This window comes from Plantibacter sp. Leaf1, from assembly GCF_001421315.1.
GTDB lineage: Bacteria > Actinomycetota > Actinomycetes > Actinomycetales > Microbacteriaceae > Plantibacter.
The window spans coordinates 1445613-1463480 of record NZ_LMJX01000002.1 but is presented as its reverse complement, the minus strand read 5'-3'; the positions used below and the strand labels follow the sequence as shown (position 1 = coordinate 1463480).

The window sequence follows — 17868 nt, the reverse complement described above, 5'->3', positions numbered from 1 at the left end:
GGGTTCTGCGGTGACATACTTGCAGAGTCGGCACCTCTCGCATCAACCGAAAGCGGCTCCGTGCATCTGCTCTCCGTCCTCAGCATGAAGAACCGCGCGTTGATCGCGCTCGTCACCATCGTGGCCGCCGTGTTCGGCGTCCTCGCGGTGGGTGGTCTCAAGCAGGAACTGATCCCCTCGGTCCAGTTCCCGCAGCTCGCGATCATCACGAGCTACCCGGGTGCGGCGCCCGAGGTCGTCAACGACGACGTCTCGACGCCGATCGAGACGGCGATCCAGGGGGTGCCCGGCATCGAGTCCACCTCGGCGACCTCGAGCACGAACACCAGCCTCATCTCCGCGACCTTCACCTACGGCACGGATCTCGCCACCGCCGAACAGAAGATCACCCAGGCGATCAACCGCATCAAGTCGACCCTGCCCGACACGGTCGACCCGCAGGTGGTCAGCGGCAGTCTCGACGACCTCCCGGTGATCCAGATCGCCGTCTCCGGCGCGGCCGACCAGGACGGTCTGGCCGAGGTGCTGTCGAGCTCGGTCGTCCCCGACCTCAAGGACGTCGAGGGTGTGCGCGACGCCGCGATCGTCGGCGAGGTGGGCAAGCGGGTGACGATCACCCCCGACGACGCGAAGCTGGCCCTCGCCGGGCAGACGAGCCGGGTCATCGGCACCACGCTGCAGCAGAACGGTTCCCTCCAGCCCGCCGGCGACATCACGGAAGACGACAAGACCTTCTCCGTGCAGACGGGCACGAAGCTCACCTCCGTCGACGACATCGCCGCGCTGCCCATCACGGGCGCCTTCGCCGCCGACGGTTCCGTCCTGACCATCGGCGACGTCGCGACCGTCGCGCTGACGGACGACCCGATCACCTCGATCTCGCGCGTCGACGGCGAGCCGGCGCTGACGATCGCCGTCACGAAGCTTCCCGCCGCGAACACGGTCGAGGTCTCGCAGGGCGTTCGCGACATCCTGCCCGAACTCGAACGGACCATCGGCACCGACGCGAAACTCACCGTCGTGTTCGACCAGGCCCCCTACATCGAGCAGTCGATCGAAGCGCTGACGACGGAAGGCCTCCTCGGTCTCGTCTTCGCCGTGCTGATCATCCTCGTCTTCCTCCTCGACGTCCGCGCCACGATCGTGACCGCGATCTCCATCCCGACCTCGGTGCTCATCACCTTCATCGGGCTCCAGGTCGCCGAGTACTCCCTCAACATCCTGACCCTCGGCGCACTGACGATCGCGATCGGACGCGTGGTCGACGACTCCATCGTCGTGATCGAGAACATCAAACGGCACCTCTCCTTCGGAGACAACCGCACCGGGCCGCAGCGCGTCGCGTCGATCCTGAGCGCCGTGCAGGAGGTGGCCGGAGCGATCACCGCCTCGACCGTCACCACCGTGGCCGTGTTCCTCCCGATCGCGTTCGTCGGCGACGTGACCGGCGAGCTGTTCCGACCCTTCGCCCTCACCGTGACGATCGCCCTCCTCGCATCGTTGCTCGTCGCGCTGACCATCGTGCCGGTGCTCGCGTACTGGTTCCTCCGCGCCCCGAAGGCCAAGCGGGCTGCCGCGGCCGCGGCTGTGGAGGAGGCGCCGGCGGCATCGAGCGGGTCCGTCCGGAGCCGACGCGAGCGCCGCGTCAGCGTGCAGGACGAGGACGACCTGGAGAAGCCCTCGCGGCTCCAGAAGGGCTACCTGCCGATCATCCACTGGACGCTCAAGCACTCGGTCACCACACTGGTGCTCTCGGCGGTGGTCCTCATCGGCACCTTCGCGCTCATCCCCTTCATGAAGACGAACTTCCTGGGAGACTCGGGCCAGAACACGCTGACCGTCACCCAGACCCTGCCGGTGGGCACGAGTCTCGACGCTCAGGACGCCGCGGCGGAGCAGGTCGAGACCAAGCTGCGCGACATCGACGGCATCGACACCGTCCAGCTGTCGATCGGGTCGAGCGGCAGCTCGGTGCGCGACGCGTTCTCGGGCGGTGGCGGCGGTGCCATCACCTACTCCATCACGACGTCCGAGGACGCCGACCAGACGGCGCTGCAGAAGACGGTCCGCAAGGACCTCGCCGGTCTCGACGACGTCGGTGAGATCGAGGTGACGGCCTCGGCGGGCTTCGGTGGCTCGAGCGACATCGAGATCGACATCACCTCCGCCCGGCAGAGCGACCTGGCCGAGGCCGCCGACGCGATCCAGGACGCGGTCACCGGGCTCGACGGCGTCGACCAGGTCACGAGCAACCTGAGTGAGTCGCGACCCTTCGTCCAGGTGGCGGTCGACCGCGACGCCGCTGCCGCCGCCGGGTACAGCGAGGTCGCCCTCGGCGCCTACATCTCCCAGCTCATGCAGCCGACGACCGTGGGTTCCATCGTCATCGACGACACCACCCTCACCATCTACCTCGACGCGCAGGACCCGCCGACGACCGTCGACGCCCTCGCCGCCACGCAGGTGCCCACGGCCACCGGCCCACGCCGCCTCGACGCCCTCGCCACGGTCTCCCAGGTCGACGGCCCGTCGAGCATCTCGACCGTGAAGGGGCTGCGTTCCGCGACCATCAGCGCGACGCCGGCGAGCGACAACCTGGGCACGGCGAGCGCCGAAGTCCAGAACGCCATCGACGACGTCAAGCTGCCCGCCGGCACCTCGGCGACCCTCGGCGGTGTCACGGCCTCGCAGAGCGACGCGTTCGGCCAGCTCGGCCTGGCGCTCCTGGCCGCCATCCTGATCGTGTACGTCGTCATGGTGGCGACGTTCCGCTCGCTGCGTCAGCCGCTCGAACTGCTCGTGTCGGTCCCCTTCGCCGCGACGGGCGCGATCGGACTCCAGATCATCACCGGCATCCCGCTGGGCGTCCCGTCGATCATCGGCGTGCTGATGCTCATCGGCATCGTCGTGACCAACGCGATCGTGCTGGTGGACCTCGTCAACCAGTACCGTCGCCGGGGCATGACCGTCGCCGAGGCGGTCGAGCACGGTGCCGCCCGCAGACTGCGTCCGATCCTCATGACGGCACTCGCGACGATCTTCGCCCTCACGCCGATGGCCATGGGGCTCACCGGACACGGCGGGTTCATCTCCCAGCCGCTCGCGATCGTCGTCATCGGTGGTCTCGTCTCCTCGACGGTGCTGACCCTCGTCGTGTTGCCGTCGCTCTACAACCTCGTCGAGGGCTTCCGCGAGCGTCGCGAACTCCGCCGTGCAGCGGCGGAGAAGCCCCGGGCGCGTTCCGTGGCCGCGATCGAAGGCCCGCGGGCCACGGCGCCGGTCGAGGAGCCCGCGCTCGTCGGCGCCGGTGTCGGCGGCGTCGGCGCAGCAGAGCGTCCGGCCACGACTGAGACCGGAGCGAGCGAGTCGACCGCCTCGACGGTCACGCCCGGTCCGATCAATGCGACGGAACCGACCGAGGTGACGGAGCCCACCGACACGGTTGCGACGACCGAGGTGGCGGGGCCGACCGACACGACCGGGGCGACCGAGGCGACCGAGACGGTCGAAACGACCGAGCCGGGCACGGGCGCCGGATCGATCGACGAAGGCGCAGCCGTGGCTCCAGGGGAGCCGACGGCTCCCGCGGCCCACGAGGTGCATGGAGCACACGTCGCGGTCGGCGACGAGCTCCCACGGACTGAAGCGATCACCCTGCCGGACGCCACTGCCGAGACGGCTGCGGCGGAGGCTGCCCACCACGGAGAACACGTCGCCGACGGAGCACCGACGGACGCCGCGCCCATCGCGGACGCGGAGTCGACCACCCAGGTGGATCAGGCCGCTGACGTCGAGTCGTCGACGGACACGCAGCCGCTGACGGATCCGGAGCCGACCACTGCGGAGCAGCCGACGACCGAGGTTGCACCGATCGCCGAGGAGCAGGCGTCTGAAGCGCCGTCCGCGGAAGTTCCGGCCGCGGACGAGCCGTCCTCCGAGGCGGCCTCCACAGACACCCCGTCTTCCGACGAGCAGGCGTCTGAGACACCGTCCACGGATGCCCCACCCGCAGATGAGCCGGTGTCTGAGACGCCGTCCACGGACGCCCCGTCTCCCGAGGCGCCCTCGCCCGACGGACCGCAGCGGCCCAAGCGCCGTCGCGCCCAGTGGCCGTGAAGCCGGTCGGCGTGAGCCCCCTGCGCTGAGCCCTCCCGGCTCAGCGCAGGGCGCCCACCGCCCCCGTCGCCGCCTCGACGACGGCGCCGGCCTGCACCAGGGCGACGACGTCTTCGATCTCAGGTGAGAGGAAGCGGTCGGGTCCTGAACCCGCGACGTCCGCCCGGACCCGCCGGACCACAGCGCCGGTGCCGGTGCCAGGACGGAGCGGCGCCCGCAACTCGAGCCCCCGCGCGGCGGTCATGACCTCGATCGCGAGGACCCGGCCCAAGCCGTCGATCGCCCGCCGCAGCTTCCGCGCCGCAGCCCACCCCATCGACACGTGGTCCTCCTGCATGGCGGACGACGGGATCGAGTCCACGGACGCGGGATGCGCCAGGCGCTTCAGCTCGCTCACGATGCCCGCCGCGGTGTACTGCGCGATCATCAGACCGGAGTCCACCCCGACCTCGTGCGCCAGGAACGGCGGCAGCCCGTTGCTGCGCGAACGGTCGAGGAAACGGTCCGTGCGACGCTCCGACATGGAGGCGACGTCGGCCACGACGATCGCCAGGAAGTCCAGCACGTAGGCGACCGGTGCGCCGTGGAAGTTCCCGTTCGACTCGACCCGCCCGTCCACCGTCAGCACCGGGTTGTCGACCGCGCTCGCGAGCTCACGCCCGGCGACCAGCTCCGCATGGGCGACCGTGTCGCGCGCGGCACCGTGCACCTGCGGGGCACAGCGCAGCGAGTAGGCGTCCTGCACCCGGGTGCACTCCGGGCCACGGTGGCTGGCCACGATCGGGGAGCCGTCGAGCATCCGGCGCAGGTTCGCGGCACTGTCGGCCTGCCCCGCCTGCGGGCGCAGCGACTGGAGGTCGGCGGCGAACACCGCATCCGTGCCGAGCAGGCCCTCGACGCTCATCGCCGCGGCCACATCGGCGGTCTGCAACAGCATCCGGAGGTCGTGCACCGCCAAGGCCAGCATGCCGAGCATGCCGTCGGTGCCGTTGATGAGCGCCAGCCCCTCCTTCTCGGCGAGCCGCATCGGCGTGAGCCCCGCGGCGGCCAAGGCCTCCCCGGCCGGACGGCGCGCCCCCGTGGCGTCGACGACGTCACCCTCGCCCATCAGCGCGAGGGCGGCGTGCGCGAGGGGCGCGAGGTCACCGGAGCACCCGAGCGACCCGTACTCGCGCACCACCGGGGTGATGCCGGCGTTCAGGATCGCCGCGTACGCGCGGACGGTGTCGACACGGACGCCGGTCCGACCCGTCATGAGCGTCGAGAGCCGCAGCGTCATCAGCGAGCGCACGACCTCCACTTCGACGGGTTCGCCGCTGCCCGCCGCATGCGAGCGGACGAGGCTGGCCTGCAACTGCGCCCGCCGGTCGGGGTCGATGAACGTGGTCGCGAGCGCGCCGAAGCCGGTGGAGATCCCGTAGTGGGGCTCCGGATCGGACGCCAAATCCTCGACGATCCGACGGGATGCCGCGACGCCCTCGAGCGCCGCCTCGTCGAGGTCGATCACGGCGCCGTGCCGCGCGATCGCGACGACGTCGTCGATCGACAACGGCCCTGCGCCGAGGAGGACGGGCCGGTCGTGCCCCTCCGGTCGAGCCGCGCCCGGTGTCGTCGAACCAGTGGGCGTCTCCGTCGTGCCTGGGTGCATGTCCATCCTCCGATGCAACACCCGTGGGCCTGGTGGGGCGGGGCGCGTAGAGTCGTCCGTGTCTGGGATGCCAGACGTTCCGCGCAGAACGGCATGGAGCCGCACCCGGTCGCGCGGACGGGAGCGGAAGGAGCGGGCGATGAGCCAGGTACCGGCAGCGGACGCCACCCTCCGCGTGCTCAGCCACCTCGCGGCCGCCCGTGGTCCAGTCCCCGCCGCAGCGATCGCGACGTCACTCGGCCTCCCTCGATCGACGGTCTACCACCTCCTCGGCGTGCTGCAGCAGCACGGCTTCGTCGTCCACCTGCCGGAGGCGCGCCGCTACGGACTCGGGGTCGCGGCCTTCGAACTCTCCGGTGGGTACGCCCGGCAGGAGCCGCTCAGCATGCTCGGCCGACCGCTGTTGGCGGAGCTGGTCGACCGCCTGGGCGAGAGCGCCCACCTCGCGGTGCTGCACGGTCGTGACGTGCTGTACATCGTCGAGGAACGGGCTCCTCGGCGGCCGCACCTCGTCACCGGCGTGGGGGTCCGGTTGCCCGCCCACCTGACCGCGAGCGGGTGCGCGATCCTCGCCGCGCTCCCGACCGGCCAGCTGCGTGCGTTGTTCCCCGACGAGGCGGCGTTCGTCGACCGCACCGGCCACGGGCCCAAACGGTACCGGGAGCTGCGTCAGCTCCTCGCTCGGACGGCCGAGGACGGCTACGCGCGGGAGGAGGGAGGCGTGACGGTGGGCCTCGCGAGTGTGGGCGTCGTCGTCCGTGACCACACGGGGTGGCCGGCTGCGGCGATCGCGGTCACCTACGACGCCGACGACGGGCCGGATCCGGCGTGGTTGGCGAGGGAGATCGGGCCTGCGGCCACCGAGCTCTCCCGTCGCATCCGCGGTCGCTGAGCGCCCGGATCGGCGCCCGGGAGCAGGCTGCCGGGTCGTGGCTCAGTCGACGGAGCGCAGGATGAGTTCCAGCAACGCGGTCGCGTAGGCGTCGGGAGCGGTCGCCGCACTGAACCGGCGCACTTCGCCGCCGAGCTCGACGACGACCGTGTACGCCTCGGCGTCGCCGAGGGACAGCAGGACGTCGAGCTCCTCGTCGAGCGTCTGCTCCTCATCGGCGGGGTTCGGCGCGGTCACCGCCCGTTCGAGCGAACGGAACGAGCCGCGCAGCAGGGCACGCAACTGGTGCTCCGAGGGCAGCCAGAGCGTCTCCTCCTGGTCGACCGAGTCGAGCGCCCACTCGGTCGTGCCGTTGAAGCCGAAGCTGCGCCCACCCGGGTGCTCGTGCACCTCGACGGTCATCTCGCTCACGGTGAAGACGTCACCGGCGAGCTCGCCACCGTCGATGGTGAAGCGGTCGCCGGGTTCGGGCGTCCAGCGGAGACCGGCGGTGCGGAGCGCTCTGGCGAGTTCAGCGGAGATCATCCGTCCAGTATCGCCGACCACGGTCCGACGGAACCCGCAACCCCTCGATTCGGAGGGTTCGCTCTGCGAGGGTGGTTGTCCTGTCCGAAGGGTCCGATGATGCCCGAGCACGATGACCGCCAGCCGGCGCGATGTCCTGCGCGCGGACGCGTCACGACCACCCGGCTCTCGGGGGCGCCGGGCATGCAGGAGGCGTCCGGTGCCATGCGCTTCGTCGACGTCGACCCGGACCGCTTCTCCATGACCATCGACGCCGTGGCGCTCGGCGACTATGTCGTCCATCGGAACCTCGTCGGCCCCGGCACCTTCGACGTCGTCGACGCCGCCGGAGCGGAGGAGCCGGTCGCGATGATCATCCTCCTCACCGACGGTTCAGTGAGTCTGATCCACGGACGGCAACAACTCGACCTGCATCCCGGTGGTGGCGCGCTCGCCGTGTCGGAAGAGGTCTACCGCACGACCGTCGATGAGCAGGCCACCTACCTGTACGTCTTCGTCCCCCTGCGCGCGCTGCGTCGCCTGGGCATCACGCCGACGCCGTTCGGGGCGCTCGCCCCGTCGCCGCTGCTGCGCGCGAGCGCGGCCTTCCTCGAGGAGGTCGTCTCGAGCTTCGAACCGATCGGTGGTGCCGCGCAGGTGCGCCTGTGTCGCGTGATCGACACGATGCTCGCCACGTTGTACGCCGAGAACGACCTCTTCCAGGCGGACGGCGACGCCGGACGCGTCCCGATCCGGTTGCGGATCATCGAGCACATCGCGCTGTCGTTCGCCGAACGGGAGCTGCGGCCGGAGACGCTCGCCCGCCGCTTCAACATGTCGACCCGGTCCTTGCAGCGGGTGTTCGAGGGTTCAGGGACGAGCGCGGCGGGTGAGATCGCCGAACGCCGACTCCAGCTCGCCCTCGCGCTCCTCTCCGATCCCGACCACCGGACGCTGTCGATCGCGGAGGTCGCAGCCCGCTGCGGATACCACTCGCAAGCGCACCTCCGCCGGGCCGTCGTGGCGCACACCGGGTTCAGCCCGACCCAGGTGCGGGAGCAGGCGACGACAGGCGGCTCCTGAGCGACGCCGGTCCGTCCGTGACGCCGGCGGTCAGCTCGCCGGACGCCGAACCCGACGCGGCGCCGTCAGCCAGGGACGGAGCATCCTCGTGACGAGCGGCAGGAGCCAGTAGGTCATGATCGGCGTCAGGATGAGCGTCGAGATGAGGACGTGCAGGAAGACGCCGAGCGGTTCCCACCCGGGCACCAGGCTCGTCACCAGGAGCGTGAAGACAAGGTTCAGGGGGAAGAACCCCAACCAGATGCTCACCGCCTGCTTCCACCGCGGGGGCGCGGGCGGCACGGGGTCGGGATCGTTCGAGCGTTCCGCCTCGTCGACGCGAAGGATGCCCTCCGGCGCGTCGAACCACCCCTCGATCCCGCTGCGTCGCTCCACCCGCGACTGCTCCATGAACTCCCGCCCGCTCGACAACCACCAGGCGCGCTCCTTCGACTCCTCCCAGTCGGTGAGGGTCTGTTCGTCGGCGAAGCGGTAGAGCATGTACCAGACGTCGCTCTCGGCGCCCGCGCGCACCCAGCCGGAGCCGAGGAAGCCGGGATAGCGGTTGGCGAGGTTGATGCCCGCCTGCACCCATATGGTGGCCTCGGAGATCGACGCCGGGTTGACGCGTCGCTCGATCGAGACGGTGATGGGATCGTGTTCCATCCCTCCAGTAGACCGCACTCGTGTTTCGATCTCGTGTCCCGGCCCCGCGCCGTAGAGTCGAGGCATGGCGACTCCTGACTTCGTACTGGCCCTCCGCGAGCGGATCGGTCACGCGCCGCTCTGGTTGACGGGGGTGACCGCGGTCGTCCTCCGCGGCCTCGGGACGCCTGAGGCAGAGGTGCTGCTCGTCCGACGGGCCGACAACGGTGCCTGGACGCCCGTCACCGGGATCATCGACCCGGGGGAGGAGCCTGCGGTCGCGGCCGAACGCGAGGTGCTCGAGGAGGCTGCCGTGGTCGCCGTCGCCGAGCGGCTGTCGCAGGTGCAGGTGCTCCCGCAGAACGTCTACGAGAACGGTGACATCACCCAGTACATCGACCTCGTGTTCCGCTGCCGGTACGAGTCGGGTGAGCCCTACCCGGCGGACGGCGAGAACTCCGAGGCGCGGTGGTTCCCGCTCGATGCGCTGCCGGCCGAGGTCTCGCAGAACTTCCGCACCCGGATCGCCCTCGCGGCCTCCGACACCCCCGAGGCCCACTTCGTCCGCTGAGCCGCCGTCGGTCGTTCAGTGCGCGGCGGCGGCGGCGATCGCGTCGGCTGCGCGGACGAGCCCGAGGTGTGACAGCGCCTGCGGGGTGTTGCCGACCTGCCGGCCCTCCTGCACGTCGTACTCCTCGGACAGGAGGCCCAGGTCGTTGCGGAACGACAGCAGGCGGTCCATCAGCGTCCGCGCGTCGTCGAGCCGTCCGGACGACGCGTACTGCTGGACGAGCCAGAACGAGCACGCCAGGAACGGGTGCTCCTCGCCCGGGAGCCCGTCGACGCCGCTGGTGGTCCGGTAGCGGAGGAGCAGGCCGTCCTGCAGGAGGTCCTCCTCGATGGCCGCGACCGTCGTGAGCATGCGTGGGTCGTCCGGCGCGACGTAGCCGATCTGCGCGAGGACGAGGAGCGACGCGTCGACCTCCGTCGTCCCGGCGTGCTGCACGTAGCATCCGCGGGCGTGGTCGACGTTCTCGCGTTCGATGGTCTCCCGCAGGGTCTCGCGGAGGGCCTCCCAGCGCTCGACGGGACCGTCGAGGCCGTGTTCCCGGACCGCCCGGACGCCGCGGTCGAGCGCCGCCCAGATCATCGCCCGGGAGTGGGTGAAGTGCTGCTCCTCGCCGCGGACCTCCCAGATCCCGCGGTCCGGGCGGTTCCAGTGCTCCTCCAGCACGCCGAGGAGCGCGCGCTGCAGGCTCCAGGAGAAGTCGTCCTCGGCGAGCCCCACCGAGCGTGCCTCGTCGAGGGCGATCATGACCGAACCGAACACGTCGCCCTGGTACTGCGTGTAGGCGCCGTTGCCGACGCGCACGGGCGCGGCGCCGAGGTACCCGGGCAGGCTGTCGAGCTCCTCCTCGACGAGATGGCGTTCGCCCGCGAGTCCGTACATGATCTGCAGGTCGTTCGGGTCGCCGGCGATCGCGCGCAGCAGCCACCCCCGCCAGTCGTGCGCCTCCTCGGTGAACCCGTGCTGCATCAGGGCTTCGAGGGTCAGGGACGCGTCGCGCAGCCAGACGTAGCGGTAGTCCCAGTTGCGGACCCCGCCGAACGACTCCGGCAGGCTCGTGGTCGCGGCGGCGACGATGCCGCCGGTGTCCTCGTGCGTGAGGGCCCGGAGCACCAGCAGCGAGCGGACCACCGCCTCCTCGTACTCCGCGGCCGGGTCGCAGCGGGCGGCCCAGTCCCGCCACCAGTCGGCCGTGTGGTCGATCCGACGGCCGACGTCGACGGGCTCCGGCACGTCGCGGTGCGAGGGGTACCAGGTGAGTGTCAGGTCGACGGTGTCACCGGCGGACACCTCGATGGACGCCGAGTGGGCGTGGTCGGAGGCGGTCAGGCGCACCCCGCGGAGGACGACGGCGTCGGGACCCGCCACGGCGACGATGCCGGATCGGTCGGGCAGTTGGCGCACCCACGGCACCGCGTCGGCGTACCCGAAGCGGATGCGGACGTCGACGTCCACGGTGACGGTGCCTCGGACGCCCTCGATCCGGCGGATGACATCGGCTCGGCGGTCCCCGTGCGGCATGACGTCCGTGACGCGGATCTCGCCGTCGCCCGTCGTCCAGGTGGTCTCGAGGACGAAGGTGTCGTCGAGGTATCGACGGCTCGCCCGGGCGTCCGCGTCGGCCGGGCGGACACTCCACCGGCCGTGGTCCTCGGTGCCGAGCAGGGCTCCGAACATGGACGCGGAGTCGAAGCGGGGGAGGCAGAGCCAGTCGATGCTGCCCTCCGTCGAGACGAGTGCTGCGGTGTGGCAATCACCGATGAGGGCGTAGTCCTCGATGGGGCTGGGCATGTCCCCATGCTGCCACGCCAGGCCGGGAGCGCTTGGGAGCGATGCCCCGTGACTTCTCAGGGTCGATCAGGTAATGTAGCGAAGTCGGCTCTAGACACCGCGTTTGTACCGCGGAGGGTTATGTCAGTCTGGTGGGCCGGTTTCGTCGGAGAGAACTCCGCGAACACACACACGATGTGAACGGTCCCGGCCATTGATCGCCCGGGTATGAGCATGCCGCAGCGCAGCCGAGGTCTCGGATGGCGCTGTGTGAGTCATGCAGGTCGTTCATGCGAACGAGTAATAACCCGGAAAGCAATTTCTCCATGCCCAAGAACAACACCCCCGCCGGCAAACGCCCGGCCAAGAACTTCGATCCCAAGTCCAAGTACGGCGAGAACAAGCGGCCCTTCGGCTCGCGTCCCGGCGCGAAGTCCGGCAGCAAGAGCGAAGGCCACCGCGGCTACCGTCCCGACGCCGGCGGAGCACCGCAGAAGTCCCGCTGGAACGCCGACGAGCGCGCCGAGCGCGCCGCCCGCTTCGAGTCGGAGGAGCGCGGCGACCGTGCACCCCGCGGCGGCGACCGCAACGAGCGTCCCGCCTACAACCGCGGTGGCGACCGCAACGAGCGTCCTGCGTACAACCGTGGCGGCGACCGGAACGAGCGTCCTGCGTACAACCGTGGTGGCGACCGCAACGAGCGTCCTGCGTACAACCGTGGTGAGCGGACCGAGCGTCCGTCCTACGGTGACCGCAATGAGCGTCCGTCCTACAACCGTGGCGAGCGGACCGAGCGTCCGTCGTACGGTGACCGCAACGAGCGTCCCGCGTACAACCGTGGCGAGCGGACCGAGCGTCCGTCCTACGGTGACCGCAATGAGCGTCCTGCGTACAACCGCGGTGGCGACCGCAATGAGCGTCCCGCGTACAACCGTGGCGGCGACCGGAACGAGCGCCCCGCCTACAACCGCGGTGAGCGGACCGAGCGTCCGTCGTACGGTGACCGGAACGAGCGCCCGGCGTACAACCGTGGCGGCGACCGGAACGAGCGCCCGTCCTACAACCGTGGCGAGCGCACCGAGCGCCCGTCGTACGGTGACCGGAACGAGCGCCCCTCGTACAACCGTGGTGAGCGCACCGAGCGTCCGTCGTACGGTGACCGCAACGAGCGTCCGTCGTACAACCGTGGTGAGCGCACCGAGCGTCCGTCCTCCGGTGACCGCAACGAGCGTCCGTCGTACAACCGTGGCGAGCGCACGGAGCGTCCGTCCTACGGCGACCGCCCCGCACGCCAGGGAGACCCCCGTCAGGCGAGCCGCACCGACCGCCCCGCACGTTCGTACGACGACCGTCCGAAGCGCAGCTTCGAAGAGCGTCCGGCACGTTCGTACGACGACCGTCCGAAGCGCAGCTTCGAAGAGCGTCCGGCCCGTTCCTCCGACGACCGCCCCAAGCGTTCGTTCGACGACCGTCCGAAGCGCAGCTTCGACGACCGCGGCACCTCCGACGCGGGCCGCGGCAGCGACTACTACCCGAAGCGCGACGCCGGGTCGTACACGCCCCAGGACGACGTGGTGCTCGAGCGCCTCGAGGCCGACGCCATCCAGGCTGCCGACGTCGAGGGTGTGACCTTCGAGAGCCTCGGCCTCGGCGGCAACATCGTCCGTGCGCTCGCCGAGCTCGGCGCCGCCAGCCCGTTCCCGATCCAGGCGGCGACCATCCCGGACGTCATCGCGGGTCGCGACGTGCTCGGCCGTGGCCGCACCGGCTCCGGCAAGACCATCGCGTTCGGCGCTCCGCTCGTCGAGAAGCTCATGGAGAACGGCGGCGGCAAGAACCGCAAGCCGGGTCGCAAGCCCCGCGCGCTGATCCTCGCCCCGACCCGTGAGCTCGCGCTCCAGATCGACCGCACCGTGCAGCCCATCGCGCGCGCCGTCGGCCTCTTCACCACGCAGATCTACGGTGGTGTCCCGCAGGGCCGCCAGGTCGGCGCACTGCAGCGTGGCGTCGACATCATCGTCGGCACCCCCGGCCGCATCGAGGACCTCATCGAGCAGGGTCGCCTCGACCTCTCGCAGGTCACCGTGACCGTCCTCGACGAGGCCGACCACATGTGCGACCTCGGGTTCCTCGAGCCGGTGCAGCGCATCCTGCGTCGCACCTCGCCCGACGGCCAGAAGCTGCTCTTCTCCGCCACCCTCGACAAGGGCGTCGCAGCCCTCGTCAACGAGTTCCTCCCGAACCCGTCCGTGCACGAGGTCGCAGGCGAGGACCAGGCGTCCTCGACCATCGACCACCGGGTCCTCGTGGTGGAGCACAAGGGCAAGGACCGCCTCATCGAGGAGCTCGTGAACCGCACCGAGAAGACCCTCGTGTTCGCTCGCACCCGTGCGTACGCCGAGCGGCTCGCGGAGCAGCTGGGTATGGCGGGCATCCCCGCCGTCTCGCTCCACGGTGACCTCAACCAGGCGCGCCGCACGCGCAACCTGGAGAAGCTCACCTCCGGTCGGGTCAACGTGCTCGTGGCGACCGACGTCGCTGCCCGCGGCATCCACGTCGACGACATCACGCTCGTCGTCCAGGCCGACGCCCCGGACGAGTACAAGACGTACCTGCACCGCGCGGGTCGCACCGGTCGTGCCGGCAAGATCGGTCGTGTCGTGACGATCATCCCGAAGGCCCGTCGCCGACGGATGACGGAGATGCTCGACCGTGCCGAGATCGAGGCCGCGTTCGACGATGCAGCCCCCGGTGACCAGCTCGTCGAGGACATCGCCACCGCGTAGTCCTTCACTTGCAACAGAACGCCCGTCGAGCTCACGCTCGGCGGGCGTTCTGCGTGTCCGGTGGGTCTGCGGTTCCGACCGCCGGGAGCGGACCGCTACCGCGTGAGGGCCGCGCGCTCGTCGTCGCGCGGCGCGAGGACGACGGCGTCGTCGACCCCGTCGAAGGTCCGGACCGGGCGGGTGGAGTCCCACCGCTGCCAGCCGGGATCGCCGGTCGTTGCGAAGGCGACCCAGGCGTCGTGCATCGCGGTCGCGAGGGACTGCGGTGCGTCGCGACCGGCCATCCGGATCGACTCCGCGGAGTCGATCCGGTCGAACACGAAGCCGATCTCCATCGCGTGCGCGGCTCCGAGTGCCCCGTTGCCCGCTTCGCCGACGGGGCTCCGCCAGGCGAACTCGTACACCCAGGTGTCCGCCCCGGCAGCGGCTCGGGCGTCGGCCACCCGGTTCACCGGGACGCGCAGTAGGACGTCGGTCGCGATCGCACCGAGGATCTCGCCGGTGGACGCCTTCGGGCGGTTCCGGCGGAACGTGCGGACCGTCGCTGCGGAGATGCCGAGCTTCAAGCGCGCCGCCAGCAGGTGGACGCGCTTGATCGTGGGGAGGAGCCCGGCCGGCACGAGCCACAACCGGTACTCCTCGGTGGTGCTGCCGATCAGGACGGGGATCCCCGCCGCCTGCCCGGCGAGCAGGGCGTCGATCGGGCTGCTCGGGACGAGCGCGGTGTCCGTCGCGACGGCGAACCCCGCGCCGCCGTTCAGCGGGTTGCCGCCAGCCATGACCCGTTCCTGGGCGGCCACGAGCCCCTCGGGTGGAATGCGCCGGAAGCCGGCGCGGGTGGCCGGTACCCCCAGGTCCTTCGCCATGAGCTTGGTGATGCGGCCGGCGCGCTCACGCGTCTGCGCCTCGAGCGGACCGCTCTGGACGATCGCCCGTCGCATGACCGCGGCGGCGTCCGGGTGGGCGAGGAGCGTCGCGACCGATGCGCCGCCCGCCGACTCGCCGAACACCGTCACCTGGTCGGGGTCGCCGCCGAAGTGGGCGATCTCGTCCTGCACCCACGTCAGGGCGGCCAGCTGGTCCGCGATGCCGAGGTTCAGCGGGACGTCGTCGAGCACCGAGAACCCCTCCGAACCGAGACGGTAGTTGACGGACACGAAGACGACCCCGTCACGGGCGAACGCGGTGCCGTCGTACGAGTCGAGCGCGTTCGAGCCGTGGACGAACGAGCCGCCGTGGATCCACACCATCACCGGGAGCGCCCCGTTCGCAGCCCCGGCGGGTGCCCACACGTTGACGTTCAGGATCTCGTTGCCGGGCACCGAGACGGTGGCGAAGAGTTCGCCGACCGCGCCGGAATACGGGGCCTGTGGCGCGGTGGCTCCCGGGCGGGTCGCGTCGCGTGGCTCGTCCCACGGTTCGACGGGCTGGGGGAGTCGGAACCGTTCGTCGCCGAACGGAGCCGCCGCGTACGGGATGCCGAGGAACCGGGAGATTCCGGCCTTGGTGCGTCCGGTGACGGGGCCGCTCCCCGTGTGCACGGTGACGGGTGTCGATCCGTTCGTCGGCAGGGTCTCGTCGCCGGTCGGTTCCAGCGCAGGCTCGATGCTCATTCGGGTCCGTTCGTCGATGCTCGGGTGACCAACTGTATCGACGGCGCTCGCAGGCGTGCCTGTGCATCGGGCGAGAGGCGGTGCGCGAGACTGGATCGATGCAGATCCGTCCGTTCACCCGATCCGACACCGACGCCGTCATCGCCCTCTGGCACGAGGTCGGCCTCACCCGACCCTGGAACGACCCCGCGGCGGACATCGAGCGCAAGCTGACGACGCAGCCCGAGCTGTTCCTCGTCGCTGAGGAGGCCGGCGCCGTGATCGGGACGGCGATGGTCGGGTACGACGGCCACCGCGGGTGGGTGCACTACCTCGCGGTCTCGCCGGAGCAGCAGGGCGGCGGCCTCGGACGCGTCCTCATGGAGGAGGCCGAGCGTCTGCTCATCGAGCTCGGGTGCCCGAAGATCAACCTCATGGTCCGCACGGGCAACGACCGGGTGATCGGGTTCTATGAGGCGCTCGGGTACGGCACCGACGAGGTCGCCCTCCTCAGCAAGCGACTCATCCCCGACGTCTGACGTCGGTTCGTTCGCCCATGTTCGGGCGAATGGGCGTTCGCTCGCCCGAACATGGGCGAATGAACGGCTCAGAACAGGGTCGGTTGGACCTGGAGGCCGGTGGTGACGAACTCCGGTGCGCGCTTGCGCAGTTCGGCCCGCTCCCCGTACCCGTCGCGCAGCATGCCGAGCGCCGACGAGCGGACACCCCCGGTGGCCGGGTCCTCGGTTCCTCGCTCGAGCCCGTGGTCGCGGATCATCGGCCGGATGCGGGCCGCGAGCCACTTCCGGTACTCCTTCGGGGCGTAGACGCCGTCGGCGTACATCGAGGTGTACCGGTCGACGAGCTCCGGGTGCTCCTTCGACAGCCACTGCATGAACCACGGCTTGACGCCGGCCTTCAGGTACAGCGTCGAGAAGAGGACCGTGCTCGCGCCGGCCTCACGGATGCGCGACAGGGCGAGGTCGAGGTGCTCGACGGTGTCCGTGAGGTACGGGAGGATCGGCATCATGAACACCCCGACGTCGAACCCGAGATCGCTCGCTGCGCGGACGGTCGCGAGTCGGGCCGCCGCCGTCGGGGTGCCGGGTTCGATCGACTGCTGCAGCTCGTCGTCGAAGATGGCGATCGACATGGCGAGGTCGACGGGCACGCGCTGGGCGACCTCGGCGAGCAGCGGCAGGTCGCGCCGGAGCAGCGTGCCCTTCGTGAGGATGGAGAACGGCGTCCCCGAGTCGGCCAGGGCGTTGATGATCCCCGGCATGAGCCGGTACTTCCCCTCCGCTCGCTGATACGGGTCGGTGTTCGTCCCGAGCGCCACCGGGTGTCGCCCCCAACTCGCCTTCGCGAGCTCCTTCTGGAGCACCTCGGCGACGTTCACCTTCACGATGAGCTGCGAGTCGAAGTCCTTCCCCGCATCGAGATCCAGATAGCCATGGCTCGGCCGGGCGAAGCAGTACACGCAGGCATGCGAGCATCCCCGGTAGGGGTTGATCGTCCACCCGAACGGCATCACCGACTGTCCGGGAACCCGGTTCAGGGCCGACTTCGCGAGCACCTCGTGGAAGGTGATCCCGGCGAACTCCGGCGTCTGGACGCTGCGCACGAGGTTGTTCAACTTGGCGAGGCCGGGTAGCGCCGACGTCGCTTCGACTCCGAGTTCCTGTCCGCTCCACCGCATGCACCCATTAGAACATACGTTCGATCATCCGGCATCGCCCGAGACGATGGGAGACTGACATCGATGACCATCAACACGGCACGGACGACACTCGAACCCATCTCCCCGGCGCTTGCCCGACGGATCGTCGACCGCGACGAGCGGGACGGCGACGCGTGGCACCCGGAGTATCCGCTCGCCGACGAACTGGGTCCACTCCGAAGCCACGCCGCATCGACCGACCACGATCCGGTGTTCACGCTCTACCTCGTCCGCGACGCCGCGGGACTGGCCGTCGGAGGGTTCGGCTTCTTCGGCCCGCCCGACAGCTCCGGTGCGGTCGAATTCGGGTACGGCCTCATCCCGGCGGCGCGTGGCGTCGGGCTGGCGACCGAGGTCGTCGTCGCAGCCCTCGCCGTGGCGAGCGCACATGGCGCGTCGCGGGCGATCGCCGACACCGACGTGGCGAACGTCGCGTCGCAGCGTGTCCTCGAGAAGGCCGGTCTCGCCGAGGTGGGGCGTTCCGGGTCGACGGTCTGCTTCGCCGGTGAGCTCGGCCCCTGAGCACCGGCCTGTCGACGGGATGGCCCCGCCAGGGTGCTCAGCG

At 70.5% G+C, this 17868-nt stretch carries 13 protein-coding genes; 7 read left to right on the top strand and 6 right to left on the bottom strand.

The features are described from left to right. Positions 1-60 precede the first annotated feature (60 nt). Positions 61-4116, top strand: a complete 4056-nt coding sequence (locus ASE44_RS09045) for an efflux RND transporter permease subunit (protein WP_157579836.1) — start codon at positions 61-63, stop codon at positions 4114-4116. A gap of 40 nt (positions 4117-4156) precedes the next feature. On the opposite strand, the gene hutH is transcribed toward ASE44_RS09045, so the two are convergent. Further along, entirely contained in the window at positions 4157-5770 is a 1614-nt protein-coding gene (gene hutH, locus ASE44_RS09040; RefSeq protein ID WP_235522575.1) for a histidine ammonia-lyase, read from the bottom strand. 133 nt (positions 5771-5903) lie between these two features. Here hutH and ASE44_RS09035 point away from each other — a divergent pair, with 133 nt between their 5' ends. Continuing rightward, a complete protein-coding gene (locus ASE44_RS09035; RefSeq protein WP_056779094.1) occupies positions 5904-6656 on the top strand; it encodes an IclR family transcriptional regulator in 753 nt (250 codons plus the stop codon). Positions 6657-6698: 42 nt separating this feature from the next. On the opposite strand, the gene ASE44_RS09030 is transcribed toward ASE44_RS09035, so the two are convergent. Beyond that, on the bottom strand, positions 6699-7181 hold the full coding sequence (locus ASE44_RS09030; protein ID WP_056779089.1) for a hypothetical protein: 483 nt from the start codon (positions 7179-7181) through the stop codon (positions 6699-6701). A 99-nt stretch (positions 7182-7280) separates the two neighbouring features. Between ASE44_RS09030 and ASE44_RS09025 the strand changes: the two genes are divergently transcribed. Then, positions 7281-8243, top strand: a complete 963-nt coding sequence (locus ASE44_RS09025) for an AraC family transcriptional regulator (protein WP_162235744.1) — start codon at positions 7281-7283, stop codon at positions 8241-8243. A 30-nt stretch (positions 8244-8273) separates the two neighbouring features. Here the strand turns inward: ASE44_RS09025 and ASE44_RS09020 are convergent, their stop codons facing one another. Beyond that, on the bottom strand, positions 8274-8888 hold the full coding sequence (locus ASE44_RS09020; RefSeq protein WP_056779082.1) for a hypothetical protein: 615 nt from the start codon (positions 8886-8888) through the stop codon (positions 8274-8276). Positions 8889-8952: 64 nt separating this feature from the next. Here ASE44_RS09020 and ASE44_RS09015 point away from each other — a divergent pair, with 64 nt between their 5' ends. Further along, positions 8953-9438: an NUDIX domain-containing protein gene (locus ASE44_RS09015; RefSeq protein WP_056008642.1), complete on the top strand. Its 486-nt coding sequence runs from the start codon at positions 8953-8955 to the stop codon at positions 9436-9438. Positions 9439-9453: 15 nt separating this feature from the next. Here the strand turns inward: ASE44_RS09015 and ASE44_RS09010 are convergent, their stop codons facing one another. Further along, a complete protein-coding gene (locus tag ASE44_RS09010) occupies positions 9454-11247 on the bottom strand; it encodes a glycoside hydrolase family 15 protein (protein ID WP_255353630.1) in 1794 nt (597 codons plus the stop codon). Positions 11248-11531: 284 nt separating this feature from the next. Here ASE44_RS09010 and ASE44_RS09005 point away from each other — a divergent pair, with 284 nt between their 5' ends. Then, positions 11532-13991, top strand: coding sequence for a DEAD/DEAH box helicase (locus tag ASE44_RS09005; RefSeq protein ID WP_056779075.1), 2460 nt, complete (start codon positions 11532-11534; stop codon positions 13989-13991). A gap of 95 nt (positions 13992-14086) precedes the next feature. Here ASE44_RS09005 and ASE44_RS09000 read toward each other — a convergent pair whose 3' ends face one another. After that, positions 14087-15604, bottom strand: a complete 1518-nt coding sequence (locus ASE44_RS09000; RefSeq protein ID WP_082455920.1) for a carboxylesterase/lipase family protein — start codon at positions 15602-15604, stop codon at positions 14087-14089. A 98-nt stretch (positions 15605-15702) separates the two neighbouring features. On the opposite strand from ASE44_RS09000, the gene ASE44_RS08995 reads away from it, so the two are divergent. Beyond that, positions 15703-16122, top strand: a complete 420-nt coding sequence (locus ASE44_RS08995; protein ID WP_056008629.1) for a GNAT family acetyltransferase — start codon at positions 15703-15705, stop codon at positions 16120-16122. Between the two features lie 68 nt (positions 16123-16190). Here the strand turns inward: ASE44_RS08995 and ASE44_RS08990 are convergent, their stop codons facing one another. After that, positions 16191-17282 carry an Rv2578c family radical SAM protein gene (locus ASE44_RS08990; protein ID WP_056008626.1) on the bottom strand — a complete coding sequence of 364 codons (1092 nt, stop codon included), beginning with the start codon at positions 17280-17282 and terminating at the stop codon, positions 16191-16193. Positions 17283-17345: 63 nt separating this feature from the next. On the opposite strand from ASE44_RS08990, the gene ASE44_RS08985 reads away from it, so the two are divergent. Further along, the gene (locus ASE44_RS08985) at positions 17346-17825 is read left to right on the top strand and encodes a GNAT family N-acetyltransferase (protein WP_056779073.1); all 480 of its coding nucleotides are present in this window, start codon (positions 17346-17348) and stop codon (positions 17823-17825) included. Positions 17826-17868 lie beyond the last annotated feature (43 nt).